This is a genomic window from Sphingomonas sp. (assembly GCF_035910975.1).
In the GTDB taxonomy this organism is placed as follows: Bacteria; Pseudomonadota; Alphaproteobacteria; order Sphingomonadales; family Sphingomonadaceae; genus Sphingomonas.
In genome coordinates, this window is record NZ_JAMHWM010000039.1 from 337,405 (window position 1) to 363,486 (window position 26,082).

Consider the following 26,082-nt stretch of genomic DNA (forward strand, 5'->3'; position numbering starts at 1 on the left):
CTACTTGCGGGCGGCCCAAGAGCGGCCCCACAGCTCAAGCGCGGCCCGCTTCTCGTCGAGGTAGCTGTAGCGGTTGTACGTCCCCGCGACGCCCTGCACGACGTGGCCGAGGACGCGCTCGATGTGCTCCTGCGGGATGCCGAGGCGCGCCATGTGCGTCGCGACGGAGCGCCGGACGTCGTGGACGGTCCAAGCGGGGAGCCGTCCCAGCCCGGCCTTCGCCCCGCGCTTAGTGACGAGCTCGTCCAGGCGGACCTTCGCCTTCGAGAAGCCGCTGACCGGGCGGGCACCGCTGGTCGTCGTGAAGACGCAGTCGCCGCCGTTCCATTTGGGCAGGGCCTGCACCATCGCCCACGCGGGCGCCGACAGCGGGAAGACGTGCGGCCGCTTCGTCTTGTACCGCGACGCCGGTATCTCGACCGCGCGGTGCTCGTCGTCGACCCAGCCCCGCTCAAGCTCCGCCACCTCCGAGCGGCGCTGACCGGTCAGGATGAGCAATCGGACCATGTCGCCGAACGGGTACGCCGCCTCGCCCGCGGCGTCCCAGACGCGCCCCAGCTCCTCCATCGAGAGCACGCGCTCGCGGGCGACGTAGCCGAGCTCCGGTCGCCGCATCCCGGCGAGCGGGCTGGCGGCGATGTGGCCGCGGTCCGCCGCCCAGTTGAACATCTTCGTGAGGTGCTTGCGGAGCTCACGAGCGCGCGCCTCCCCCTTCGCTGAGACAATGTCGTCGAGCAGGTCGTGGACCTCGGCGCGGGTGATCGTCTCGATCAGCCGCTCACGCCAGACGGGCAGGGCGCTGTCGGCAATGATGCGCTCGGCGGCGACGCGCCCGAGTTTGCTCGTCGGCCCCTTGGGCTTGGCGGCGGCCCCGCCGACGGCGACAGCCTCAATCGCCGCCGCGCGGTCCTTCGCGAAGCGGCCCTCCTTGGTGTTCTGTTTGACGTGGAGGTCGACGAACCGCTCGAACACCGCGGCGAAGGTGCGGACCTTCCGCTGGGCGAGCTCCTCGCCCCGCTGCGCGGCGGGGTCGATGCCCCGGTCCGCGGCGTCGAGTGCCTCCCGGGCCTTGTCCCGCGCTCGCTCAAGGCTGACCAGCGGGTAGGCGCCGAGGGTCATCCGCTTCATCGTCCCGCGCGTCTCGCCGTCCCCGGCCCCGGCGACGCGATAGAGCAGCGACCAGCTCTTCGCGCCCTTGTCGCTGACGCGCATGCGGAGCTCGCGGACGATGGTGTCGGCTATCTCGACCCGCCGCCCGGCTGGGGCGGCGAGCTTCTCGACGCGCTTGTCCGTGAGCCGCTCCCGGGCGGACTGGTGCCCCACCTTGACCATCTCTGCCGACGTCACCATTCCGCGTCTCCTCGCTCCCGGGGTAGCTCCGGGGTAGCGGAGCGGGCCGGTTTGGGTGAGAACAAATCGTGCTCTCTCGGAACCGGATTTAGCTGGAGCCCGCGGAAAAGCTAGGGTTTTCGGGAGCGCTCGGATTGTATGGAAGAGGTTCGCTGGTTCTTGGTAAGGCTGAGGTCGTGAGTTCAATCCTCACCGGCAGCACCATTTTCTCCGAGCAGAACCAGAGTACCTACCCCATTTGGGGATCACCCTTCGCAGATGTTTTAGGTCTAAGAGGATACTAGGCGTCGACGCCCAAGTCCGCTCGCATCGCCGATTTCATGTCGCGGTCAGCTTTCTCTCGGCCCGCTCGATCATCGTTCGTTTCAACGATCCGCCGCACTGCGTCACGCACGACGGCCGAGCCGACCAACTCGCACCGCATCTGCCAATATGCGAAAAGCTTCGACGCTTCGTCAGTCCCTTCTACGGCGGCTCGATGATATGCTTCCAGCAACCCAACGAAGGCTGCCTGCTTTTCCCGGAAGCTACGCTCGTCTTTCATGGCCCTTCGGGCTAACCACGATTGGACAAGTGTTGTGACTATCGATCCGAGACCGAACGCTGTCAGTAGCGAGATGATCTGCGTCATGGCGTAGAATGCCTCGTCGTGGTTCTGCCGAGCGTACCGCCGAAAATCGTTGGCAAAGCAGCGATCATTCCTCCCACGGGTGAAATGATCCGCCCTTCAGGTACATGACCGTGACCGGCACCGTGGTGACGCCCTGGCCGACCCACACCCGCACCTTTTCCGCCGCCGGCTTGTTGCCCAGCATGACGTTGAGCAGCGAGATCTTCGGGTTGCCCGATGCGCCGCCGCCGTCGGCCCGGTCGGTCTTGCCGTTGCCGTTGGTGTCGTGCCGCACGTCGATGGCATACCATCCCGACGCGGTCACCGGCATGCACACGCGTACCGTGCCGCCCTGCGGCGTCGGGATCTCGGTGCGGCGCAGGTAGCGTTTCTTGTCGAAATAGGTCGACGGGCTGCCGCCGAAGCTGCGCACGCGGATCGTTCCGCTGCGGTCCTTCAGTCCGGTGATCGTCACCAGCATCGCGGGGCCGCTGCAGGCGTCGGCAGCCTGGGCGGGGGCGGCGGCGAGCAAAAGGGCGGGCAGTGCGGCAATCATCGATTCGGCAACTCCTCTGGCCGCATTTTCATAGCGGTTCGCCATGAATTGCAGCTGACGGATGCCGTCATGGCCGGGGTTTGTGCCGATGATGTGGCGCCAATCGGGCGTCGCCCACTCGAGTCGTTCCCTAAAGGCGGCGCGCCTCGCTTACAGCTTCGGCGGCGTTGAGCGCGGCGAGCAGCCGCGTCAGGTGCGCGGCATTGCGCACTTCCAGATCGATCGTGTTGGTGTGGAAAGTGGTGTCGCGGTTGTCGAGGCGCAGGCCCAGGATGTTCGCCTTCTGCGCGCCGATCAGCGTCGCCACCGCGCCCAGCGCGCCGGGCTCGTTCTTCAGCGTCACCGCGATCCGCGCGATGCCGCCTTCGGCTCGCTCGCCCCAAGACAGATCGACCCAGTCCCCCTCATCGCCGATCTGGGGGCAGGCGATGTCGTGGACGGCGATGCCCTCGCCCTCGCGGCGGATGCCGACGATGCGGTCACCGGGCACCGGCCGGCAGCATTCGGCGAGATCGAAGGCGACGCCGGGGGTCAGGCCGGTGATGGTGATCGCGTGGCGTTGCGGCGGGGCATGATGCGCGTCGTCGCCGCCACCCGATCCCGGCATCAGCGCCTCCAGCACCTGCGCGTCTGACAGTTTGCGCAGCGCGATCGCTTCGAGCAGTGCGTCGAGATCGGCAAGGTTGAGCCGCTTGAGCGCTTCCGCCACGCCTTCCGCGCCGACCGGCACCGGCAGGCGTGCGACGATGTCGTCGTACAGCTTGCGGCCGAGTTCCAGCCGCTCGTCGCGCGCCTTCAGCCGCTGGTGCCGGCGGATCGCGGCGCGCGCCTTGCCGGTGATCGCGAAGTTGAGCCAGTTGGGCTGCGGAATCTGCCCTTTGGACCGCAGGATCTGGACGCTGTCGCCGTTCTGGATCGCGGTGCGCAGCGGCACGACGCGCCCGTTGATCTTGGCACCGACCGCCTGGTCGCCCAGATCGGTGTGAACGGCGTAGGCGAAGTCGATCGGCGTCGCGCCCTTGGGCAACTGGATCAACTCGCCCTTGGGGCTGAAGGCGAAGATGCGATCGGCATACATCGCCATCCGCGTGTGTTCGAGCAGTTCCTCCGGGCTTTCCGCCGCTTCGAGGATTTCGACCAGATCGCTGATCCACGGCACCTGCGTGTCGGGGCGCACCGCCCCCTGCTTGTACGCCCAGTGCGCCGCGATGCCGAATTCGGCCTGGGCGTGCATGTCGCGGGTGCGAATCTGAACCTCGACCCGCGTATCCTCGCCAAAGAACACCGAGGTGTGCAGCGAGCGATAGCCGTTGCGCTTGGGCGTCGAGATATAGTCCTTGAACCGTCCCGGCACCATCGGCCATTTGCGGTGGATGAGGCCCAGCGCCCGGTAGCACTCCTCCTCGGTATCGACGATCGCGCGAAACGCCATGATGTCGCTGAGCTGTTCGAGGCTGACGTGGCGCTCGGACATCTTCTTCCAGATCGAATAGGGGTGCTTCTGGCGCCCGCTCACATCGGAGTGGATGCCGCCGCGATCGAGCAGCGCGCCCAGGCCCTTGGCGATCTTCTCGATCCGGTGGCCGTCGCTCTCCAGCGCCTCGAGCCGGCGGGTGATCGATTCATAGGCCTCCGGCTCGAGTTCGCGGAAGGCGAGCGTCTGCATCTCCTTCATGAACTCGTACATGCCGATCCGCTCCGCGAGCGGGGCGTAGATGTCCATCGTCTCGCGCGCGATGCGACGGCGCTTGTCCTCCGACTTGATGAAGTGGAGCGTGCGCATGTTGTGCAGACGGTCGGCCAGCTTGACCAGCAGCACGCGGATGTCGTCGGACATCGCCAGCAGGAACTTGCGCAGGTTTTCCGCGGCGCGTTCACTCTCGGTCTGCGCCTCGATGCGCGACAGCTTGGTGACGCCGTCGACCAGCCGCGCGACGTTGCCGCCGAACAGGCGCTCGATCTCCTGCGGCGTCGCGACGGTGTCCTCGACGGTATCGTGCAGGATCGCGGTCGCGATCGTCTCGTCGTCGAGCCGAAGCTCGGTCAGGATGCCGGCTACCTCGATCGGGTGGCTGAAATAGGGATCGCCGCTCGCGCGCTTCTGCGTGCCATGCGCGTTGACCGAGAACACATAGGCACGGTTGAGCATGGCCTCGTCGGCCTCCGGATCGTAGCTCAGGACCCGATCGACGAGTTCATATTGGCGCAGCACGGCACCCTCTAGATGGAGTGCCGTGCTGCTGCATTGCAACGCTTTTGTTGTTTACTTGACCCGCGCGTTGCACTTTGCGAGCGCGTCGTCGCCATAGGCCGTGCCGCCGACGGTGAAGGCCGACAGGCCGCCGACGCGCTGGGCGACCAGTTCGCACAGCACCGCATCGCGCTCCGAAACCTTCGGGGCGGTGCACAGGCCGTCGGCACATTTCCACAGCGCGGTCCGGGTGACGACGCTCGACTTGGTCACCGCGCTCTTGGGCGTCGCAGTGTAATAGGCGCCACCCTGCGCCAGGGCCGGAGCCGCGCCGAGCAGCGCGAGCGACGCGGCCGCGATCGAAGCCAGAACCTTCATCTTGTCCTCCTGGGGTTGCAATCAAGTTGCAATCCGCTACCTATGCCGGTGCGTAGCAAGTTGCAACTAGAAACTAGTGCTGCGCTGCAACGGGATAAAGCGCTTCGCGGCCAAGGCGTTTTGCGATAGGTTTGTGGGATGGGCGAGAAGCTGCGCGAACAATTGCGGGATATGGCGACCACGTGCAGCCTGCCCGCCGCGCTGGAGGCGATGGGTGAGCGCTGGGCGTTCCTGATCCTGCGCGCTGCCTTCAACGGCCTGTATCACTTCGAGGAGTTTCAGTCGGAACTCGGCATCGCGCGCAATATCCTGGCGAACCGCCTGGCCCGCTTCGTCGAACACGGCATCCTCGAGCGGACCACCTGTGCCGACGATCGCCGGAAGGTCGAATATCGCCTGACCGAGAAGGGTTATGCGCTGCTGCCGACGATGGTGGCGCTGCGCCAGTGGGGCGAACGCTGGGAAACCGGCGTTCCGGCGAGTCCGGTGCTGGTCGATGCTCGCGACGGCCGGGCGATCCGCGCGGTCAAGGTGACCAGCCACGACGGCCGCGTCCTGGAAAAGGGCGACCTGAAATGGGTGTTGGCCGAGGATGTCTTCGATGAGGTGGCGGCCGAGTAGCGGACCCGCCGCATCAGGCCTGCTGCTGCTCCACCAGCGTGGCAAGGAAAGCCCGTACTGCGTCGGCCAGCGGCATCGGCCGACCCGTCGGCAGGTGGACGTTGACCACCACCATGTCGATCGTCGCGCACAGATCGCCCGCGCCGTTGGCGAGCTCGAACCGCTGGATCAGACTCGAATTGCCGATCCGGTCGATCCGCACCGACACATCGACGGTGTCGCCCCAGACGAACGGTTTCAGATAGTCGATCTCGCTGCGGCGGACGTGGAACTCGGTTTCGGTCCACGCCGTGCCGAGCGTCGCCTCCGCCCCGGTCCACTCCCAATAATCCGTCGCCGCGACATCGGCATATTCGAGGTAGCGGGAGTTGAAGACGACCTTCTGGCCGTCGATCTCGGCGTAACGCACGCGAAATGCCGTCGAGAAGGCGAAACCGGGGCGGGGCATGGATTTCAGCCCGCCGCCTTGGTGCCGGTATTGACCCCCATCGATTGCAGATACTTCTTCACGTTGCGGGCGGCCTGGCGCAGGCGCTGTTCATTCTCGACCATCGCGATGCGGACATAGCCTTCGCCATCCTCGCCGTAACCGACGCCGGGCGCCACCGCGACCTTGGCATGGGTCAGCAACTGTTTGGAAAATTCCAGGCTGCCCATCTCGCGCAGCGCCGGCGGCAGCGGCGCCCAGGCGAACATCGACGCCTTGGGGCTCGGGATGTCCCACCCGGCGCGGCCGAAGCTCTCCACCAGAACGTCGCGGCGCTTGTGATAAAGCTCGCGGTTGCGCTCGACGATATCCTGCGGGCCGTTGAGCGCCGCGCACGCCGCCGCCTGGATCGGGGTGAAGGCGCCGTAATCGAGGTATGACTTCACCCGCGTCATCGCAGCGATCAGCTTGCGGTTGCCCACCGCGAAGCCCATCCGCCAGCCGGCCATCGAATAGGTCTTGGACAGCGAGGTGAATTCGATCGCGACGTCCATGGCGCCGGGCACCTGGAGGATCGACGGCGTCGGATTGCCGTCGAAATAGAGTTCGGAATAGGCCAGGTCGGACAGCACCCAGACCTTGTTCTCCTTCGCCCAGGCGACGAGCCGTTCGTAGAAGGCGAGATCGACCGTCTCGGCGGTGGGATTCGACGGATAGTTGACCACCAGGATCGACGGGCGCGGCACGGTGAAGGCCATCGCCCGGTCGAGGGCGCGGAAATAGCCCTCGTCCGGCGTCGTCGGAACGCTGCGGATCGTGGCCCCGGCGATGATGAAGCCGAAGGTGTGGATCGGATAGCTGGGATTCGGCGCCAGCACGACGTCGCCCGGCTCGGTGATCGCGGTCGCCAGGCTGGCAAGCCCTTCCTTAGACCCCATCGTCACGACGACTTCGGTCTCGGGATCGACATCGACGTTGAAGCGGCGGCCGTAGTAATTGGCCTGGGCACGCCTGAGCCCCGGAATGCCGCGCGACTGCGAGTAGCCGTGGGCGCCCGGCTTCTGCACCACTTCGACCAGCTTCTCGATCACGTGCGGCGGCGGCGGCAGATCGGGATTGCCCATGCCCAGGTCGATGATGTCCTCGCCCGCCGCACGCGCCGCTGCCCGCATCGCGTTCACTTCGGCGATGACATAGGGGGGCAGGCGCTTCATGCGGTAGAATTCTTCGGACATCACACTCCCTTTCGGTTGCGGGGGCACCCTTACGCCATAAGCGCGGTCGCGGGAATGACGTGCGCGCACGACTGCGCTAGAAAGTGTGGGCCCCAAGAGAGGAAGGTCATGACCGACACGCCGAAGACCCCCAGCCTGGAGGACATGCAGCACTGGACCTGGGTCCTGGGGCGCGCGCAGCAGATGATGCTTGAGGCCGGGCTCGACGCCGCGCAAGCGATGCCGAAGGTGCAGACCCCCGCCATCCCCGCGATGACGCTCGACCCCGCGCAGGTGATGCAGGCATCGGCCGATTTCTGGTCCGACACGATGAAGCTGTGGCAGCGGTTCCTGGACCCCGCCCATGCGGAGCCGTTCGCCGAGACGGCCGAGCAGGCGCGCGACCGCCGCTTCAAGGCGCCCGAATGGCGCGAGCAGCCGGTTTTCGATTTCCTGCGCCAGAGCTATCTGACAATTGCGGACCATCTGCTGAAGGGCGTGGATCAGGTCGACGGGCTTGAGCCGAAGCAGAAGGAGCAGATGCGCTTCGCCACGCGAGGCTTCGTCGATGCGATGAGCCCGTCCAACTTCGCCGCGACCAACCCGGAGGTTATCAGCAAGGCGATCGAGACGGGCGGCGAAAGCCTGCTCAAGGGCCTGCAGAACATGCTCGCCGACCTGCAGCGCGGGCAGCTGACGCACACCGATCGCGAGGCGTTCGAGGTCGGGCGCAACATCGCGACGACGCCCGGCAAGGTCGTCCATCGCACGCGCCTGTACGAACTGATCCATTACGCGCCGACGACCGAACGGGTACTGGAGACGCCGCTCGTCATCTTCCCCCCGTGGATCAACCGTTTCTACATCCTGGATCTGACGCCGGAGAAGAGCTTTATCGGCTGGGCGGTGGCACAGGGCCTGAGCGTGTTCGTCGTGTCGTGGAAATCGGCCGACGCATCCCTCGCCGACGTACTGTGGGACGATTATGTCGCGGCTCAGATCGACGCGATCGACACGATCCGCGATCTGCTCGATGTGCCGGCCGTGCACACGATCGGCTATTGCGTCGCGGGCACCACGCTCGCCGCGACGCTGGCGGTGCTTACCGCGCGTGAACAGGCGGACAAGGTCGCCAGCGCGACCTTCTTCACCGCGCAGGTCGATTTCTCGGGCGCGGGCGAACTCCAGCATTTCGTCGACGACGATCAACTCACGGCGATCATGAGCCTGGCGACCGACGGCTTTCTCGACGGGCGCTACATGGCGGCGACGTTCAACCTGTTGCGCGGGCGCGACCTGATCTGGAACTATGTCAGCAACAATTACCTGATGGGGGCCGATTACACGCCGTTCGACCTGCTGCATTGGAACGGCGACGTCACCAACCTGCCGGCCGCATGGCACCAGAGCTATCTGGCCGATCTCTATCGCGACAACCGGCTGGTGGTGCCGGGATCATTGAGCGTGCTGGGCGTGCCGCTCGACCTGACGACCGTGAACACCCCGGCCTATATCCAGGCGGGCCGCGAGGATCATATCGCCCCGGCCGAAAGCGTGTGGAAGGTGACGCATCATTTCGCCGGGCCCCTGAAATTCGTCCTGGCGGGATCGGGTCATATCGCCGGCGTCGTCAACCCGCCGGCAGCGGGCAAATACCAATATTGGACCAATGACGCCGCGGCCGAAACTCTGGCGGATTTCGTGGCGGGGGCGACCGAAACCAGGGGTAGCTGGTGGCCCGACTGGATCGGCTGGCTGCGTGATCGGGGAGCCGATACGGTCAAGGCGAAGGGCGCGCGCGTACCCGGCAGCGGCAAGCTGGCAGCGATCGCCGACGCGCCAGGTGAGTATGTGAAGACGCGCTGACGACGCCTTCCATTACGGTTATGTTGCATCGCACAAAATTCCGCTTGCAATCCGCAAGCGGGGCCATTAATTGTGCACTGCAACAAAAACCGATGGTGCAGCAATGGCGAGCAAGACCCCGAACGAAACGACCGTCATCGATGCGGTGAAGCCGATCGTCGAAGCGCAGGCCGAGGCGGTCCAGAAGACCGTTCAGGCCGTGGCCGAGAAGGTCGTGCCTGCGGCCAAGGCCAGTGTCGCCGAAGCAGTCGAGGCACCGGCGAAGGTCGTGCGCAATGTCGGCCGTCCGGCGAAGGCCAAGATCGCCACCGTCGGCAAGACCGTCTCCAAGGCGGTGAAGGCCGCGGCGCCGGTCCCGAGGATCAAGAAGGCGGCGAAGTCCGTCGTTACCGCGGCCCGCAAGGTCGCCACCCCCGTAAAGAAGGAAGTGACTTTCATGGCTACCAATTTTGAGACCCCGAAGTTCCTCACCGACATGAACGACCGCGCCAAGGCGTCGTTCGAGAAGTCGCAGAAGTTCGCCGCGGAATTCGGCGACTTCAACAAGGGCAACGTCGAGGCGATGGTCGAATCGGGCAAGATCGCGGCCAAGGGCTTCGAGACGCTCGGCCAGGACAATGCCGACTACACCCGCAAGTCGTTCGAGGGCCTGACCGCCACCGTGAAGAGCCTGGGTTCGGTGAAGTCGCCGACCGACTTCTTCAAGCTGCAGGGCGATTACATGCGCTCGGCGTTCGACGCCGCGGTCGCCCAGACCTCGAAGAACACCGAAGCCTTCATCAAGCTGGCGAGCGATGCGGCCCAGCCGATCTCGAACCGCTTTGCGGTCGCCGTCGAGAAGGTGAAGACCGCCGCGTAATGCGCGGGCGCCCTGCGATTGCGCGAGCAATCGCAGGAGACGCCACGGCGGGCGGCGGTGCGAGCGACGCTCGCTCCGTCCGACGGCGTGGCGCAAGAGTCCAGTACAAGCGTACCAGGGCGGTCACCGGAAACGGTGGCCGCCCTTTTTGCTTGCAGCCGTTCGCCCTGAGCTTGCCGAAGGGCCGTTCTCCGATACCCGCGCGATCATTCGGGGCACGAAGGTCGGTGCTTCGACAAGCTCGGCACGAACGGAGGCGGAGTGAAAGGCACCCATCTTCCCTTGCCCCCCACCGCCCGCCGACATATTTTGCTCCGCGTGACATACCCGCTTCCCCCATTCGCTACCGACAACGACCGGCCTGGCGACACCGATGACGACGCCCGCATCGGCGTCGCGACCAAGACCCGCGCCAGGACGAAACAACCGACGCCGTACCGCGTGCTGATGCTCAACGACGATTACACGCCGATGGAATTCGTCGTGCTGGTGCTCCAGCGCTTCTTCCGCATGGACATGGACCAGGCGACGCAGGTGATGCTTCACGTCCACCAGAAGGGCGTCGGCGTGTGCGGCACCTTCAGCTATGAAGTGGCGGAGACGAAGGTTGGCCAGGTGATGGACTTCGCCCGCCAGAACCAGCACCCGCTGCAATGCACGCTGGAGAAGGCGTGACGCGGGCGGCGAGCGATTTGCGCAAGCAAATCGCCGACTCGCCACGTCGGGCAGCGGTGCGGCGCAGACGCTCCGTCTGACGGCGTGGCGTTGATCAGCGATTAGCTACCTTTGCCAATGATCTCCGGCGCCCTACACGTCGGCTATGCTTTGGAACATCATAGACAACCGCACGCGACCGTATCGATGGCGCGAGGTGAACGCTATCGTCGAGGCGGTCGAATATGACAACAGTTGTGCGGATGCCGACCAAGCTCCTGCAAGTGACCCAGCGATTACCGTAGATTACGATGCTCTGGAGGCTGTCTCGGTTCAAAAGGCTATAGCATGGGCAAACGGGCAGCTATGTCCCGTCACGTTGTATCTATATGATCTTGGCGGCGGTTTCGCTAGCGAAGAGCACTTCAACGAGATGGGAAAGCGCTTTACCGAAGACGGCGACAATAGCGGAAGGAAGTAACCGCACCGGGTCGAAGCCCCCTCGCATCCGCCTCACGCTTCCCCACTTGCCGCCATCCCTCCACCCGCTAAACCTTCCTCCGACAACCGGGGGGATGTGCATGGCGAGCGTAGGGGAAACCGACACCACAGACGCGCCTGAGCCTGCGCCCAAGGACGTCAAACTCGTCATCTCCGCCTCGTCGCTGGGCACGGTGTTCGAGTGGTATGATTTCTTCATCTACGGAACCCTCGCAGCATCCGGCATCATCGGGCGGACCTTCTTTCCGGCCGGGTCCGAACTCATGCAGACCCTGCTCGCGTGGGCGGGGTTCGCGGTCGGCTTCGGCTTCCGGCCGCTGGGCGCGGTGCTGTTCGGCTATCTCGGCGACAGGCTGGGGCGGAAATACACCTTCCTCGTCACGATCACGCTGATGGGCATCGCGACGGCCGGCGTCGGCCTGGTGCCCAGCTATGCCGCGATCGGCATGGCGGCGCCGGCGCTCATCATATTCCTGCGCATCCTCCAGGGACTGGCGTTAGGCGGCGAATATGGCGGGGCTGCGATCTATGTCGCGGAGCATGCGACCGCCGGCAAGCGCGGCTTCTACACCAGCTTCATCCAGGCGAGCGTCGCGGGCGGCTTCATCCTCAGCCTCGTCGTCGTCCTCGTCGCCAAACTGTCGATGCCCGACGCGGTGTGGAACGACTGGGGATGGCGCCTGCCGTTCCTGTTCTCGATCCTGCTGCTCGCGATCTCGCTATGGATGCGCTTCAAGCTCAACGAAAGCCCGGTGTTCCAGGCGATGAAGGCGTCGGGCAAGATGGCGAAGAACCCCTTCGTCGAAAGCTTCACCTATCCCGGCAACGGCAAGCGGCTGACGCTGGCGCTGTTCGGCATCGCCGCGGGCCTGACCGTCATCTGGTACACCGCGATGTTCAGCGTGCTGTCGTTCCTGCAGGGGCCGATGCGCGTCGCGGAGACGCCGGCCCAGATCATCGTCGGCGCGGGCGCGGCGATGGGCATGGGCTTCTTCATCCTGTTCGGCTGGCTGTCCGACAAGGTCGGTCGCAAGGCGCCGATCGTGATCGGCTATGGCGTCACGCTGATCCTGCTGTTCCCGTTGTTCTGGCTGATCGGCCATGCCGCCAACCCCGATCTTGCCCGCGCCGCCCAGCGCGCACCGGTGATCGTCGCCGGCCCGACCTGCGCCTATGATCCGTTCGCGGTGAAACAGGCCGATCAGTGCGGGCAGTTGCTCGACTATCTGTCGAAGAAGGGCGTGCAATATACCAAGGCGCATGCGCCCGCCGTCGCGGTGACGATCGGCGGCGTGCCGCAGGCCGATACCGCGCCCGCGGCGCTCGACGCGGCGCTGGCGGAAGCCGGCTATTCGCTCGACAAGGTGACGCCCAAGGGAGCGGACATCGCCTTGATCCTGATCGGCATCCTGGGCCTGTCGCTGTTGTCGGGCATGACCTATGGCCCCGTCGCGGCGGTGCTTTCCGAGATGTTCCCGCCGCAGATCCGCTACAGTTCGATGTCGATCCCCTATCATGTCGGGACGGGGTATTTCGGCGGATTCCTGCCGTTCATCAGCCAGTATATCGTCGCGCGCACCGGCGACCCCTATGCCGGGCTGTGGTACACCTGGGGCGTCGTGCTGCTGGCGCTGGTGGTGACGATGCTGCTGCTGCGTGAGCGCGACCTCATCAAGGATTGACGACGGCGTGCGGGGCGGTAGCGCGGGTCCGATGGACTGGACCGCGCCTGCCCGCCTGATCCTCGACGGTGCCGCGCTCGTCGCCAACTGGCGCGCGCTCGCCGGGATGAGCGGGCCTGCGGCGTGCGGCGCGGCGGTAAAGGCCGACGGCTATGGCCTTGGCGCGGTCGAAGTGGTGCGGCGGCTGGCGGCGGCGGGATGCCGCGACCTGTTCGTATCGAACTGGGGCGAGGCGCGGGCGCTATCCGGTTGCGGGCTCCCGGTCGCGGTGCTGCACGGGGTGCGGGGCGAGGACATGGCGCTGGCGGCCAGCCTGCCGCTGGCTCGGCCTGTCCTGAGCACCGCCGATCAGGTGCGGTGCTGGAGCGAGGCCGGCGGGGGCGTGTGCGACGTGATGGTCGATACCGGCATGAACCGGCTGGGCATCGCGCCGGCGGAGGTGGCGGCCGGGCTGCTCGACGGGCTGGCGATCGACACGCTGATGAGCCATCTCGCCTGCGCCGACGAGGATCATCCGTTCAACGACCGCCAGCGGGACGTGTTCGCCGCGTTGGCGGGGCGGACGGCCGCGCGCAGGATGAGCCTGGCCAATTCGGCGGGCATCGCGCTGGGCAGCGATTACGCCTTCGATCTCACCCGGCCGGGCCTCGCGCTCTACGGTGGCGTGCCGCGTGGTGAACTGGGCGGAGTGATCCGGCCGGTCGCGCGGATCGAGGCACAGGTGATCCAGCGGCGGGTGGTGCCTGCCGGGGATAGCGTCGGCTACAACGCGACGTGGACCGCCGCCCGCGACAGCGACGTCGCGCTGGTCAATCTGGGCTATGCCGATGGCTATTGGCGCGGCTTTTCGGATCGCGGCCGGGCGTTCGCTGGCGATGCCGCGGTGCCGGTGATCGGCCGCGTATCGATGGATCTGACCGCGCTCGACATCACCGGCGTGGCGGTGGGGCAGGGCGACTGGATCGCGTTCGACGCGGATCTGCCCGCCGCCGCCGCCGCCAGCGGGATGTCGCAGTACGAACTTCTGACGGGGCTCGGTCACCGTTTTGATCGTATCTGGCAGGACTGAACTTCACGTCGGCCCGCTGCCGGCCCGCCGAACCGCCGCATAAAAAAAGGGCCACCCGAAGGTGGCCCTTTCGAAGGTCTTTGGTGTTGCCGAACCTCTAGAAGTTCAGGTTCACGCCCGCGTAGAAGTAGCGGCCCACCACGTTCCAGATACCGCCACCGGCGCCGGTGCCGTTCTGGCCGTTCGGCGGCTGGGTATCCATCAGGTTGTCGACGCCGAAGTAGGCGCGATAATTCTTGTTCACACGATAGCCGATCTGGACATCGTGATAGTCGGTCGCCGGGTGCGCACGGTCCTTGTAGACGTCGAGATTGGTCGGACCGCGACCCTGGTGGGTGTACTGCGTTTCCCAGCCGAAGATCGCCTGCTTGCCGAGATAGGTCATGTCGTAGCCGACATCGAAGCCCTTGTACGCCAGGTTGACCTGCATCGTGCCGCGCCAGATCGGATCGCCCAGAGTGCCGAACTGGCGAGTGGACTGTTCCGGAGCGGTGATGAAGGTGAAGGTCTCGCGATTTTCGAGCCAGCTGATGACCGCGCGATAGCTGTACTTCAATCCGTTGCCGAACGTGTGGTTGTACCGGATGTCGGCATCGATGCCCGAGGTCTTGTACTTGGCGTAGTTGAAGCCCTGCGAAATCACCGACGGGCCAAGCAGCGGCAGGATCACCGGCGCGCCGATGCCGGCGAGGTTACGACCCGTCTGGCCGGCAAAGGTTGCGTTGGCTACCTGATCGGCCGACGTGCGACGGAATACGACCGCGCAGAATGGATTGTTGATGCTGACCGGATCGTCATAGCACTGGTTGATGACCGTCTGCGCCGCCAGGCTGGCGATCACGTTCGACACCTTGATCCGGTAGTAATCCAGCGTGACCGAGAAGCCCGGCAGGAAGCGCGGCTGGAACACCGCGCCGACCGTGAGGCTCTTGCTGGTTTCTGGCTGCAGCAGCGGGTTGCCCTGCGTGGTGAACTGCGGCGTCGTCGACGCCGTGTTGGTCCACGGCACGGTGCGAACGATGCCCTGATCGTCGGTGTAGGTCAGGGTCGTCGGCACGCCCGCCGCGGCGCAGTTGCGGACGCGGTTGGGGTTGGACGTAATGGCCGCGCCCTGGTTGCAGGGGTCGGCCAGGGTGAAGAACGACTGCGCCGGCGCGCCGTACAGGTCGCTCAGGTTCGGTGCGCGGACCGCCTTGGCCAAGCCCACGCGAACGCGGAAATCATCGACCGGGGCAACGACCAGGCCGGCGTTCCACGCGAACACCGCCTTGTCGATGTTGCTGTACTTAGAATAGCGCGCGGCGCCCGTCAGCGTAACTTCCTTCAGGAAGCTGTCACGCAGCAGCGGGACCTTGATTTCGCCGAAGCCTTCCTTGACGGTCACGGCCGCCGGATCGAACGGCGCGAACGCGTTGAGGAAGGTGTTGCGGCCCGAGCTGTTGAGCGCGGTCGCCGCCACAGGCTGCTGCGCGGTGAACGCGTCATAGGCCTGATAGGCGTCCTCGCGGCGATATTCGCCGCCGACGGCGAACGAGACCGGCCCGCCGGGCAGTTCGAACAGGCTCGAGGTGTCGCCGGCCAGCGAGGCGACGACGTTGATCTGTTCGGCCCATTCCCGACGCGAGGAGGTGTAGAGGACATAATCCTTCGCCGCCTGCGACGCCTGGTTGATGCCGAACGGATTGTACGCGACGCAGCCCGGCATGTCGTTGGTGGTGATCGCGTCTGCGTTCACCGCGCACACGATCTGGCCCGACGCATTGGTCGTAGCGTTCAGCGCGGCGTTGAACTTCGCGATATCGACGTTGCCACCGGTCTCGTAAAAGGTCTTGGTGCGACCGTAGTTGAACGCGATGTCATACGACAAATTGCCCGTCTCGCTCAGCTGGCCATCGAAGCCGGCGACGATGCGATAGGTCTGGCGCTTGTGGTCTTCCGCGCGCGTGCCGAGGTCGTTGTTGAACTTCAGCATCGAGAAGGCGGTGGCACCCGGTGCCAGAATCGTCGCGAGGGTGGCGCGGTTGGCCGCCGACAGGAACGGGTTGTTGACGCTGAACGTCGCGGTGAGCGGCGATCCGCTGAGGAACGTCGGCTGGGTCGACGTCTGGTTGTTGGTGATGTGCGCGTACTTGCCCTCGAGGTAGAAGCGCGCGGCCGGCGAGAATTCATAGTTGAACAGCAGGTTGGTCGCGTACCGCTCCAGACCCGGCAGCAGCATCGCGCCTTCCTGGCCGGTCGCGCTGCGACCGCCGAACAGGCCGCCGCCAAGGTAGCGCAGATCCCGCTCGGGATTGTCGCGGCGCAGGACGCCGTCATCGCCGAACGCATAGCCGTTCGAGAATTCGAGGTTCGGCGTCGACTGCGAGAAGGCGCCGGTGCAGACTGCGGCGCGGCGGGCGAGCAGGGCCGCGTTCGGGATGCCGACCAGGTTCGGACATGCCGTCCCGATCCAGCCGCCGAGCGAGATGTTGCCGAACGTGCTGCCCGGATAGGCGTTGAACAGGCTCTGGTCGGGGATGCCGTCGCCTTCGGGCGGTTCGTTGACCAGTACGCCGTTGACGAGCTGCGACGTCGGGTCAGTGGCGTAGAGGCCCGGAATGCCGGTGAGCGCGCCGGTCAGGTCGTTGCGCGCGCTCTGCAGCACGGTGTTCGAACGCGCGAACTCGGCCGAGATCGCGATGTTGCCGCGGCCTTCGGCGAAGTTGCGGCCGGCGACGACCGAGCCGAGATAGGCGCCGCGATCGCCACGCGACGAGACGCCGCCCTGGAAGCGGGCTTCGAGGCCCTCGAAATCACGCTTCAGCTTGAAGTTGACCACGCCCGCGATCGCGTCCGAACCATAGACGGCCGAGGTGCCGCCGGTGATGATGTCGATGCTTTCGAGCAGGGCATTCGGGATCGTGTTGACATCGACGACATACTGGCCGGGAACCGACGAGACGTGGCGGCGGCCGTTGACCAGCACCAGCGTGCGATCGATGCCGATGCCGCGCAGGTCGAGCAGGTTCAGACCGGCGGTGCCGATCGAGCGCGACGAGTTCTGCTGGCCCCAGGTGGCGCGCAGCGACGGGAGGCGGTTCAGCGCGTCGCCGAGCGACAGGTTGCCGTCATCGACCAGTTCGGCCGCGGTCAGCTGGGTGATCGGCACCGGCGAATCGAGCGCGGTCGCGCCCGCGATGCGCGAACCGGTGACGAGGATGGTGTCGCTGGAGTCGCTGGTATCCTGACCGGTCTGCGAGCCCTGATTCTGCGGGGCCGACACGGTCGTCGAACCCTGACCTGCGCCCTGCGCGAGAGCGCCAGAACCGACAAATAGGGAACCGGCGAGCGCGGTCGCGCCCAGCAAGCGAGAAATCTTCATGGTGCAATGCCCCTTAACGACGGAAAACCCGTTCATCCCACAGAAAGGGAAGGGAACTGCTATCGCAACCTGATTCTTACGAATGGTAAGCGCGGCGGACGGTTTTCGCCATCGCTGTTGCAACAAAGTGACATTGCCCACCGCGCGAGGCTAAATAGCTTAACATTTTGTGACGCAATAACGCCTGGACAGGTCAAAAGATTGCGTGAGCATTACTGTTCTAGAACGGTATATCGCGCACGGATTGTCGTGCTCCAGGGGCCGTTCGACCGATCGCCAGGTTCGACGTGCCGGGCGACAAAATCCCAAGGCTGGTGCGGGCGATCAGTCCCGCTCGACGCACATCGCGATGCCCATGCCCCCGCCGATGCACAGCGTCGCCAGGCCCTTCTTCGCGTCGCGGCGCTGCATTTCATAGATCAGCGTGGTCAGTACCCGAGCGCCGCTCGCGCCGATCGGATGGCCGATCGCGATCGCGCCGCCGTTGACGTTGACGCGGTCCGCCGCCCAGCCCATTTCGCGGCCGACCGCCAGCGCCTGCGCGGCGAAAGCCTCGTTCGCCTCGATCAGGTCGAGGTCGCCGACCGACCAGCCGGCCTTGTCCAGCGCCTTCTTCGATGCGGGCACCGGGCCGATGCCCATGATCGACGGATCGACGCCCGCCGATGCCCAGCTCCTGATCCGCGCGAGCGGGGTGATGCCGCGCGCCTTCGCCTCGTCGGCCGACATCACCACCAGCGCGGCGGCGCCGTCGTTCAGACCGCTGGCGTTGGCGGCGGTGACGCTGCCGTCCTTCTTGAACGCGGGGCGCAGGCCCGACACGCCGTCGATCGTCGCGCCGGCGCGGATATATTCATCGGCGTCGACGACGGTATCGCCCTTGCGGCCCTTGATCGTCACAGCGGCGATCTCGCCCTTGAAGCGCCCGTCCTCGCGCGCCTTTTCGGCCAGGTTCTGCGAGCGGACGGCGAACTCGTCCTGCTCGCCGCGCGCGATCTGGTATTGTTCGGCCAGGTTTTCGGCGGTGATGCCCATGTGGTAACCGTTGAAGACGTCGGTCAGCCCGTCCTTCACCATCGTATCGACCAGGCTGACGTCACCCATCTTGGCGCCCGCGCGCAGCGCCTGGGCGTGGTTCGACAGCGACATCGATTCCTGCCCGCCGGCCACCACGATCTTCGCGTCGCCGTTGGCCACCGCCTGAAACGCGAGTGCGACCGCGCGCAGGCCCGATCCGCACACCTGGTTGACGCCCCAGGCCGGCACTTCCTTGGGCACGCCCGCCGCCATCGACGCCTGGCGCGCCGGGTTCTGGCCCTGGCCGGCGGTCAGCACCTGGCCCAGGATCACCTCGTCCACCTCCTCGCCCTTCACGCCGGCCTGCGCCAGTGCTGCCTCGATCGCGACGCGGCCAAGCTCATGCGCGGGGGTGGTGGCGAACGCGCCGAGGAAGCTGCCGACGGGGGTGCGCTTGGCGGCGGCGATGACGATGTCGGTCATGGGACTCGGGCTCCTCGAAGGTGTTCGGCGGCTATCTAGGCCGGGCTACCGCTGTAATCCAGTCCGTGAGGGGCTCCCACAACACCGCCCGCGCCCTGCCGCCGACGACCATGCCGACATGGCCTGCGCCGACCTCGCGCCGGTCGCCCAGCGCGACGCTGGTCGCGGCCGGCACGATACGATCGGTCAGCGACACGAAATCGACGATCGGGCAGGTCAGTGCGGACGGATCGACGCGCTCGCCCGCCACCCGCCACTCACCCGTCCCCGGCGTATCGGCGGCGATGAAATCCTCGAACATCTGGCGCCCCGCGGCCAGCGTCAGCGGTGCGCCGGCGTTGGCCCAGTCCTCCAGCCGGACGAAGGCCGCGAGCGTGCGTTCGTCGGCATCGGCCAGTGCCGCGAACTTTCCGATCGTTCGTGCCGGATCGAGCCGCCAGAAGCCCGATTGCAGCACCTCCATCGGCACCATGCCCAGCGCCTCGCACGCGGGCTCCGCCGCGGCCCACAGCGCAGCGATCTCCGCCCGTGCCTTCGGGCCGAAGCCCGTGAAGCGCCACGGCGCCGCGATCAGGCCCAGCGCGCGCGCGCCCGCCGGCCGCGCGGCCGCCAGCGCGATCGTGCCGCCCAGGCAATAGCCGATCAGGATTGCCGGCTCACCCAGCGCGTCGAGCAGCGGCAGCAGGCGGCGTTCGACATGGCCGGTCACATCCTCGTCGCGGTCGCCGGCGTCGGGCATGCCCCAATCGACCAGCAGGGTGCGGAAACCCGCCGCCGCGACATGGCGCAGCAGCGAGGCTTGGGGATCGAGATCGAGCACGAACGGCGGGTTGATGAGCGAGGGCACGAACACCACCGGCGGCCCCGCTCCGCCGTGATCGCGCAACACAGTGCGACCCGCGCGTGCCGCTTCGGGACGGTCGAGGTCGCGCGGCGGGCGGTGCGCCGACTGATATCTTGCCAGGCCCGCCAGTGCGGCGCGGCGGCGTTCCGGGGATTGTGCGGTTTCGCTGCGCAGCATGTCGAGGAACAGCGGCAGCGGGCGCGGGCCGTGTTGCGGTGCAATAGGGTTCGGTGGTACGCCCTGCGGCATCACAATCCTTCGTTCGCGTTCGGGGGCGCGTCAGCCATGAAGAAGACCGCCACGGGCACCGGCCCGGTCATCATCAAGAAATACGCCAACCGGCGGCTCTACAATACCGAATCCTCGTCCTACATCACACTCGAGCATCTCGCCGCGATGACGCGCGAGGGCCGCGATTTCAAGGTGGTCGACGCGAAGAGCGAGGAGGACATCACCCACACCGTGCTGACCCAAATCATCATGGAGGAGGAAGCGCGGGGCAGTTCGATGCTGCCGGTCAATTTCCTGCGCCAGCTGATCGCGCTGTACGGCGATTCGATGCAGGCGATGGTGCCGGGCTATCTGGAAGCGTCGATGGAAAGCTTCCGCCGCAACCAGGAACAGTTCAAGTCGGCGGTCGAGGGCGCCTTCGCCAACTCGCCCTTCGCGGAGATCGCCAAGCGCAACATGGCGATGTTCGAGGCCGCGGCCCAAGCGTTCAAGCCCGGCGCCAAGGGCGTGCCCGACGCGGCGGCGGCGCCGGCGACGAGCAAGGACGACGAGATCGCCGCGCTGAAGGCCGAACTCGCGCGGCTGCAGGACAAGGTCGCGAAACTCTAGGTTCAATTCCTCCCCGAGCCTGTCTCGGGGAGGGGGACCATCGCGCAGCGATGGTGGAGGGCCTGGGGTGTCCGGCACTTGCCGCGCCGCCCCTCCACCGCCTTCGGCGGTCCCCCTCCCCCAGCAAGCTGGGGGAGGATCGCCTTTACCGCTTCGGCTTGACGAACTTCAGCGTCATCCGGTCGCTCTCGCCGATCGCCGCGTATTTGGCGCGATCGACGTCCTTCAGGCGATAGCTGGGCGGTAGTGTCCAGACGCCGTCGGGCCAGTCGGCGGTATCCTTCGGATTGGCGTTGACCTCGCTTGCTCCGGCAAACCTGAACCCGGCGGCTTCCGCCAGCTTCCGGACGGTCGAGGTCTTGATATAGCCGCTCTTCTGCTCGCGCGCGGCGTCGGCGCCCTCGGGCAAGCGGTGATCGACGATGCCCAGCGTGCCGCCGGGCTTGAGCATCGCGAATATCTGCCTGAAGGCCTCCGCCGAATAATCCTGGCCCTGGCGCTGGTACCCCATCTTCCAGTTGTGGACGTTGCGGAACGTCAGCACGACGTCGGCCGACCCGTCGGGAACGCGCGGCGCGCCCGCGTCGAAAGCGGGGAAAGCTCCGTTCTTTACCTTTGCATAGGTGGTCGCATCCTTCGCCTGCATGCGGCCCAGCCAGCCTTCCTGCGCCGGCCACAGTCCGACCGCCCAATAGGTGCCGCGCGCGGCCAGATAGGGGGCCAGGATCTCGCTGTACCAGCCGCCGCCGGGCCAGATCTCGACGACCGTATCGGTCGGCTTCACGCCGAAGAAGGTCAGCGTCTCGGTCGGGTGGCGATATCGGTCGCGCGCGACATTCGCGGCCGTGCGGGTGGAGGCGGCGACGGCTTTGGCGATCTCGCTGCGGGGGTTGGAGGCCTGCCCGGTCGCGACGGTGGTCACCGCGGCGGCGACGGACAGGACGGCAAGGGTTGCGAACGCGGGGCGCAAGGCACATCTCCCGGATTGAGGATCGGACTGCGGACGATAGTGAAAGGCGAGGGCGAAGGATGCAAGCCTATTGGAGCGGTGCGGCGGCCTGTGCGGCGGTCGCGGTGGCCGGCATGATCGCCGATCGCAGGCGCGTGCGGCGTGACGATCCCGACCGGGTCGGCGTGGTCAACTGGACGACGGTCCAACTGGCGGCGATGTTCGGGGCGGTGCTGCTGGGCGCGCTGGCCGTCACGGCGCGATGAAAGTCAGGTCGCGTCGCAGGAATACCACCGTGCGATACCCGGCGCGCGGAACTGCGTAGACCGGCCGATATCCCTGCGCGAGCGCCGGTTTCAGCACGGCCAGCGTCTGCGGGTTCCAGATCGCCATTTTCCGAGTGGAGGCGACGATCACCGGCGGTCGCCCGGCCAGAATGCGCGCGATCTCGGTCGCGGGATCGACCCCCGTCGCGCCGGCTTCTGTCGTATAGGCGAGAAAATTGGGGAAGGCCTGCGCGCTGGGCAGGCAGGTGCGCGACAGGCTGTAGGTCGCGGTGTCGCCGATGAACACATAGGGGCATTCGTCGCGGGAATTGATCCGCACCACCTCCGCCACCCGCCGCGCGCCGGCGGCGTCGTGCGGGATGAACGCGCGCTCCACCACCATCAGCAGCAGGCCCAGCACCAGCGTGCCGACCAGGATGCGCGGGATGCGGCCGAGCGCGATGCCCGAGATCATCGCCAGCGGCGGCAGCAGCGGCAGGGCATAGTGATCGAAGAAGGTGCCGATCGCCGCGAAGCCGACCAGCGCCGCGACCAGCCAGCCGAACGCCAGCCCGCGCTCACCGACCAGCCGCACCCGCCGCCGTCGCCAGCCGATCGCGGCGCACAGGACCAGCGGGGAAAGCTGCGCGGCGATGCCCAGCAGGCGCATCGCGACCTGGCCGACCGGATAGGCGGGCCGCAGGAAGATCGACGTCACGTTGGCGAACCACCAGGCGTCGAACGCCGCCGGCCCGATCGCGCGATAGGCCAGCATCGCCGCCAGCGTCGGTCCCGCGCCGATCGCGATCCACAGCAGCGCCGCCGGCGCCGCTGCCGGCCAGCCGCGCGCGCGGACCAGCCAGCCGACATGGGCCAGGCCGATGAACGCCGCCTCGAACCCCGCGGTCGGCTTGATCTGGATCGCGATGCCGGCGAGCAGGCAGGCGAGCGCGCCATTGGCGATGATCGACAGGCCCCCGCGCGTCTGGGCGAGCGACGGCAGCCGCAGCGTCAGCCGTGCCGCGCAGGCGATGAACAGGTTGTAGAATACCGGCGCCTGCCCGCCGCGCCCGCCGAGCAAGGGCAGCCAGATCAGATAGGCGATGCCCGCCGCCAGCGCCCCCGCGCGGCTGGCGCCCAGCGCCCGCGCGCCGCTCGCCACGACGATCGCGGTCAGCCCGGCGAAGATCGTCGCGACGATCTGGTATCCCAATATGTCGTCGCCCGGCAGCGCCGCCGCGCCGGCATAGAGCAGGAACAGCCCGATCGGCTTCCTGTCCCAGATATCGACATAGGGCAGCGCGCCGTCGAGCATGCGCTGCCCGACCAGCAGATAATATTGCTCATCTACATGGATGATCGGGCTGCCGAAATCGGCGATCCGCAGCAGCAGTGCCGCGACCAGCAGGATCAGCGCGGTCCGCGCCGTGTCGGGCCGCCGGATGCCCGGCATCAGTAGAAGCGGGCGAGGGTCAGCGCGCGTTCGGTCCCGCGGTCGCACAGCCCCAGCCGCATCACCCGTCCGGGTACGCCGGCCGGCCACATAGCGATCGGGTTGCTGCGATAATCATCGGGCAGCTTCGCGCCGTCGATCGCGCAGATTCGCTCGCCGACCGCCCAGCCTTCTGCGGCTGCGGGCGAGTTCTTCATGACATGGATGACGCGCAGCGCCTTGCCTTCATAGGACAGGATCAGCCCGCTGGTCGATTTGAGCGGCATCGCGTCGACCTGTTTGCCAGGTGCAAGGATCATCCGCTTCGCCGCCGGATCGAGCAAGGCGCGGTAGCGCTGGAGCAGCCCCGATCCGATCCGCCCCGCCGTACCGGTCAGCGTCGAATAGCCGCGCGGATTCTCGATCCTGACTTCCACGTTGCGGGCGGTCATCGGCCCCAGCCGCATCGTCGGGAGCACCACCAGATCGGTCTCGATCGGGCCGGCAAGGCCCACCGCGAAGCCCGATGTCATGCCAGTGTCGGGCAGCCTGGTCGTCACCCACGCCTCTCGCGAGACGGTGGCGTAGGACCCGTCGCCGGTATCGAGCAGCACGGGGCGCATCCGGGCGGTCCCCAGCGTCATCTCGGTCATGAACACGCCCGATTGCGGGGCGATCGACAGCGGCACGGACGTGCCGCGAAACGGCATCCGGCCGCTCGGCAGCATGCGAAAGCGGCGCCTGTCGAAATCGATATCGAGCGCGTGCCTCGCGAGCAGGTCCGCCCCCACCACGACATCGACCGGCTTGGCGGTGCCGGTCGCCAGCGCGGTCAGGTCGGCGATACCCAGCCGCCCGCCGTGGCGTGAAAGGCCGCCGAAGCCGAGCGTCTCGACGCTCGCCCAGCTGATCGCCAGCGAACCGCCGATCGCAGTCGCCTGTCCCGAGGCGACGGGCTTGAGGCCGAGCGCCTGCGCGAAGCCGGTGGAGGCGAGGGTGAAGTTGACGCCGGTATCGAGGATCGCGGTCGCCGGACGCCCGTTGACCATCATGGCGAAGACCATCTGGTTGCCCGGCGTCATGTCGAAGCCGACCCACAAGGCCTCGCTTTCCGGGCTGAGTGTCGGCGCGGGCGACAGCGTGGCGGGCGAGATCACGCGTGGTTTGCTCGCGGCCGGGCGCTGCTGCGCCGCGGCGGGCAGGGCGACGATCAGGGCAAGGGCGGCAAGCCGGAGGACGCGCATCTCCCCCCTGCTGTTAGCGGGTTTGGAGGGCGGCGCAATCGCGAAAGCCCACTCTCGAAAGAGGGGGCGTCAGTCGCCTACAGACACGCCTCCAGATACGCCTGGTCGAAGCCGTACTGGCGCGCCTTGTCGAGAGTGTAGGGGCGCAGGCCCATCGAGCGGTATTCGCCGACGATCTTGCCGTCCGCCGTCTCGTCCAGATACTCGAACTTGAACAGTTCCTGCGTGACGATCACCGGGCCTTCCATGCCGATCACCTCGGTGATGTTGGTCACGCGGCGGCTGCCGTCGCGCAGGCGCTTTACCTGGACGATCATGTCGACCGAATCGGCGATCTGGCGGCTGATCGCCTCCTTCGGAATCTTGATGTCGCCCATCATCACCATGTTCTCCATACGCCCCAGGCATTCGCGCGGGGAGTTGGAGTGGAGCGTGCACATCGATCCGTCGTGGCCTGTGTTCATCGCGGCGAGCAGATCGAAACATTCCGATCCACGAATTTCGCCCAGGATGATGCGGTCGGGGCGCATACGCAGCGCGTTCTTGACGAGATCGCGGATGGTGATCTCGCCCTGACCCTCCAGGTTCGGCGGGCGCGTTTCGAGCGGCAGCCAGTGCGGCTGCTGGAGCCGAAGCTCGGCCGCGTCCTCGATCGTCAGCACGCGCTCGCCAGGATCGATCATCTTGGACAGCGCGTTGAGCATCGTCGTCTTGCCCGAGCCGGTGCCGCCCGAAATGACGATGTTGAACCGGCACGCGCCCGCGATCTTCAGGCACGTCGCCATCTTCTGGGACATGCTGCCGAAGCCCGCCATCATGTCGAGCGTGATCGGCTTATCGGAGAATTTACGGATCGAGATCGCCGTGCCCTTGAGCGACAGCGGCGGCACGATCACGTTGACGCGGCTGCCGTCCTTCAGGCGGGCGTCGGCCAGAGGCGTCGTCTGGTCGACGCGGCGGCCGACCGAATTGCAGATGCGCTGCGCGATCTGGAACAGATGCTCCTCGTCGCGGAACTGGATGCTGGCGAGCTCCAGCTTGCCCTTGCGTTCGATGAAGGTCTGCAGCGGGCCGTTGACCATGATGTCGCTGATCGCCGGATCGGACAGCAGTTCTTCCAGCGGGCCCAGGCCAAGCAGTTCATCGACCAGCACCTTTTCCAGCGCGAACTGTTCGCGCCGGTTGAGCGTCAGTTTCAGTTCGGCGAGCACCTCGCCGATGATGGGCCTGAATTCCTCGGCCAGCTCATCCTTGCTGAGCGTGGCTGCGGCTTCGGGATCGACGCGTTCGAGCAGGCGCGGCAGCACCTGTTCCTTGATGCGGTGGATCGACGATTCGAACCCTTCGCCGCCACGGTCACTGGCGGGCGAGGACGATGCCGCCTGACGTTCGGCGAGGCGCGCCATCGAATCGCCTATCGCCGCCTGCTGTCCGGTGAGCGGTGCGGCGTCGGGCGTCGCGGGCTCGGGAACCGGGCTGGGCAGCGGCACGCTGGAGATCGGCGGGAACTGCTCGCCGCCCTCGGGCTCGGCGGGCCGCGCGGAGCCGCCCTGCATCGGGCGCGCCACGCCGAACGCCGGGCGTACGCCCGGTCCTCCCGTCAGTCCGTTGCGTCGGCCGAATGCGCTCATCTGGTCCCTCGGATACGGATCGCCCGCATGGTCTTGG

General features: G+C 66.7%; 23 protein-coding genes. 9 read left to right on the forward strand and 14 right to left on the reverse strand.

From position 1 onward, the window contains the following. The 5 genes from VYI76_RS14980 to VYI76_RS15000 form a co-directional block, all read right to left on the reverse strand. On the reverse strand, nt 1-1,350 hold the full coding sequence (locus VYI76_RS14980; protein ID WP_326525583.1) for a tyrosine-type recombinase/integrase: 1,350 nt from the start codon (nt 1,348-1,350) through the stop codon (nt 1-3). A gap of 280 nt (nt 1,351-1,630) precedes the next feature. Continuing rightward, a complete protein-coding gene (locus VYI76_RS14985; RefSeq protein ID WP_326525584.1) occupies nt 1,631-1,981 on the reverse strand; it encodes a hypothetical protein in 351 nt (116 codons plus the stop codon). A gap of 64 nt (nt 1,982-2,045) precedes the next feature. Next, nucleotides 2,046-2,561 carry a DUF2141 domain-containing protein gene (locus VYI76_RS14990; RefSeq protein WP_326525585.1) on the reverse strand — a complete coding sequence of 172 codons (516 nt, stop codon included), beginning with the start codon at nt 2,559-2,561 and terminating at the stop codon, nt 2,046-2,048. An 85-nt stretch (nt 2,562-2,646) separates the two neighbouring features. After that, nucleotides 2,647-4,728, reverse strand: a complete 2,082-nt coding sequence (locus VYI76_RS14995; protein ID WP_326525586.1) for a RelA/SpoT family protein — start codon at nt 4,726-4,728, stop codon at nt 2,647-2,649. Nucleotides 4,729-4,779: 51 nt separating this feature from the next. Continuing rightward, the gene (locus VYI76_RS15000; protein WP_326525587.1) at nt 4,780-5,085 is read right to left on the reverse strand and encodes a CC_3452 family protein; all 306 of its coding nucleotides are present in this window, start codon (nt 5,083-5,085) and stop codon (nt 4,780-4,782) included. 138 nt (nt 5,086-5,223) lie between these two features. On the opposite strand from VYI76_RS15000, the gene VYI76_RS15005 reads away from it, so the two are divergent. Then, nucleotides 5,224-5,706: a winged helix-turn-helix transcriptional regulator gene (locus VYI76_RS15005; RefSeq protein WP_326525588.1), complete on the forward strand. Its 483-nt coding sequence runs from the start codon at nt 5,224-5,226 to the stop codon at nt 5,704-5,706. A 13-nt stretch (nt 5,707-5,719) separates the two neighbouring features. Here the strand turns inward: VYI76_RS15005 and VYI76_RS15010 are convergent, their stop codons facing one another. Then, complete coding sequence (locus tag VYI76_RS15010; protein ID WP_326525589.1) at nt 5,720-6,154, reverse strand: acyl-CoA thioesterase; 435 nt, start codon at nt 6,152-6,154, stop codon at nt 5,720-5,722. Between the two features lie 5 nt (nt 6,155-6,159). After that, complete coding sequence (locus VYI76_RS15015) at nt 6,160-7,368, reverse strand: LL-diaminopimelate aminotransferase (protein ID WP_326525590.1); 1,209 nt, start codon at nt 7,366-7,368, stop codon at nt 6,160-6,162. A gap of 108 nt (nt 7,369-7,476) precedes the next feature. Between VYI76_RS15015 and VYI76_RS15020 the strand changes: the two genes are divergently transcribed. The 6 genes from VYI76_RS15020 (at nt 7,477) to alr (ending at nt 13,978) form a co-directional block, all read left to right on the forward strand. Next, entirely contained in the window at nt 7,477-9,213 is a 1,737-nt protein-coding gene (locus VYI76_RS15020) for a PHA/PHB synthase family protein (protein WP_326525591.1), read from the forward strand. Nucleotides 9,214-9,316: 103 nt separating this feature from the next. Then, on the forward strand, nt 9,317-10,072 hold the full coding sequence (gene phaP, locus VYI76_RS15025) for a phasin family protein (RefSeq protein ID WP_326525592.1): 756 nt from the start codon (nt 9,317-9,319) through the stop codon (nt 10,070-10,072). 318 nt (nt 10,073-10,390) lie between these two features. Beyond that, nucleotides 10,391-10,747 (forward strand): ATP-dependent Clp protease adapter ClpS, encoded by a 357-nt coding sequence (gene clpS / locus VYI76_RS15030; protein ID WP_443018974.1) that lies wholly within the window; start codon nt 10,391-10,393, stop codon nt 10,745-10,747. 196 nt (nt 10,748-10,943) lie between these two features. Beyond that, nucleotides 10,944-11,207, forward strand: coding sequence for a hypothetical protein (locus tag VYI76_RS15035; RefSeq protein WP_326525593.1), 264 nt, complete (start codon nt 10,944-10,946; stop codon nt 11,205-11,207). Between the two features lie 100 nt (nt 11,208-11,307). Then, on the forward strand, nt 11,308-12,909 hold the full coding sequence (locus tag VYI76_RS15040; protein ID WP_326525594.1) for an MFS transporter: 1,602 nt from the start codon (nt 11,308-11,310) through the stop codon (nt 12,907-12,909). Between the two features lie 31 nt (nt 12,910-12,940). Then, a complete protein-coding gene (gene alr / locus VYI76_RS15045; RefSeq protein ID WP_326525595.1) occupies nt 12,941-13,978 on the forward strand; it encodes an alanine racemase in 1,038 nt (345 codons plus the stop codon). Nucleotides 13,979-14,075: 97 nt separating this feature from the next. Here alr and VYI76_RS15050 read toward each other — a convergent pair whose 3' ends face one another. The 3 genes from VYI76_RS15050 to VYI76_RS15060 form a co-directional block, all read right to left on the reverse strand. After that, complete coding sequence (locus VYI76_RS15050; RefSeq protein ID WP_326525596.1) at nt 14,076-17,339, reverse strand: TonB-dependent receptor domain-containing protein; 3,264 nt, start codon at nt 17,337-17,339, stop codon at nt 14,076-14,078. A 324-nt stretch (nt 17,340-17,663) separates the two neighbouring features. Continuing rightward, a complete protein-coding gene (locus VYI76_RS15055; protein WP_326525597.1) occupies nt 17,664-18,839 on the reverse strand; it encodes an acetyl-CoA C-acetyltransferase in 1,176 nt (391 codons plus the stop codon). Between the two features lie 31 nt (nt 18,840-18,870). Further along, entirely contained in the window at nt 18,871-19,932 is a 1,062-nt protein-coding gene (locus VYI76_RS15060) for an alpha/beta fold hydrolase (protein WP_326525598.1), read from the reverse strand. Between the two features lie 36 nt (nt 19,933-19,968). Here VYI76_RS15060 and phaR point away from each other — a divergent pair, with 36 nt between their 5' ends. Then, nucleotides 19,969-20,523, forward strand: coding sequence for a polyhydroxyalkanoate synthesis repressor PhaR (gene phaR / locus VYI76_RS15065; RefSeq protein WP_326525599.1), 555 nt, complete (start codon nt 19,969-19,971; stop codon nt 20,521-20,523). Between the two features lie 145 nt (nt 20,524-20,668). Here the strand turns inward: phaR and VYI76_RS15070 are convergent, their stop codons facing one another. After that, nucleotides 20,669-21,493, reverse strand: coding sequence for a class I SAM-dependent methyltransferase (locus VYI76_RS15070; protein WP_326525600.1), 825 nt, complete (start codon nt 21,491-21,493; stop codon nt 20,669-20,671). A 59-nt stretch (nt 21,494-21,552) separates the two neighbouring features. Here VYI76_RS15070 and VYI76_RS15075 point away from each other — a divergent pair, with 59 nt between their 5' ends. Further along, on the forward strand, nt 21,553-21,738 hold the full coding sequence (locus VYI76_RS15075; protein WP_326525601.1) for a hypothetical protein: 186 nt from the start codon (nt 21,553-21,555) through the stop codon (nt 21,736-21,738). Here the strand turns inward: VYI76_RS15075 and VYI76_RS15080 are convergent. From VYI76_RS15080 to VYI76_RS15090, 3 genes are all read right to left on the reverse strand, one after another. After that, nucleotides 21,725-23,191 (reverse strand): ArnT family glycosyltransferase, encoded by a 1,467-nt coding sequence (locus tag VYI76_RS15080; protein WP_326525602.1) that lies wholly within the window; start codon nt 23,189-23,191, stop codon nt 21,725-21,727. The two genes, VYI76_RS15075 and VYI76_RS15080, sit on opposite strands and share 14 nt — an antisense overlap. Then, nucleotides 23,191-24,414 carry an aspartyl protease family protein gene (locus VYI76_RS15085; protein ID WP_326525603.1) on the reverse strand — a complete coding sequence of 408 codons (1,224 nt, stop codon included), beginning with the start codon at nt 24,412-24,414 and terminating at the stop codon, nt 23,191-23,193. The genes VYI76_RS15080 and VYI76_RS15085 overlap by 1 nt, the downstream gene beginning before the upstream one ends. 77 nt (nt 24,415-24,491) lie before the next feature. Continuing rightward, nucleotides 24,492-26,045 (reverse strand): ATPase, T2SS/T4P/T4SS family, encoded by a 1,554-nt coding sequence (locus VYI76_RS15090; protein WP_326525604.1) that lies wholly within the window; start codon nt 26,043-26,045, stop codon nt 24,492-24,494. Nucleotides 26,046-26,082: the final 37 nt, after the last annotated feature.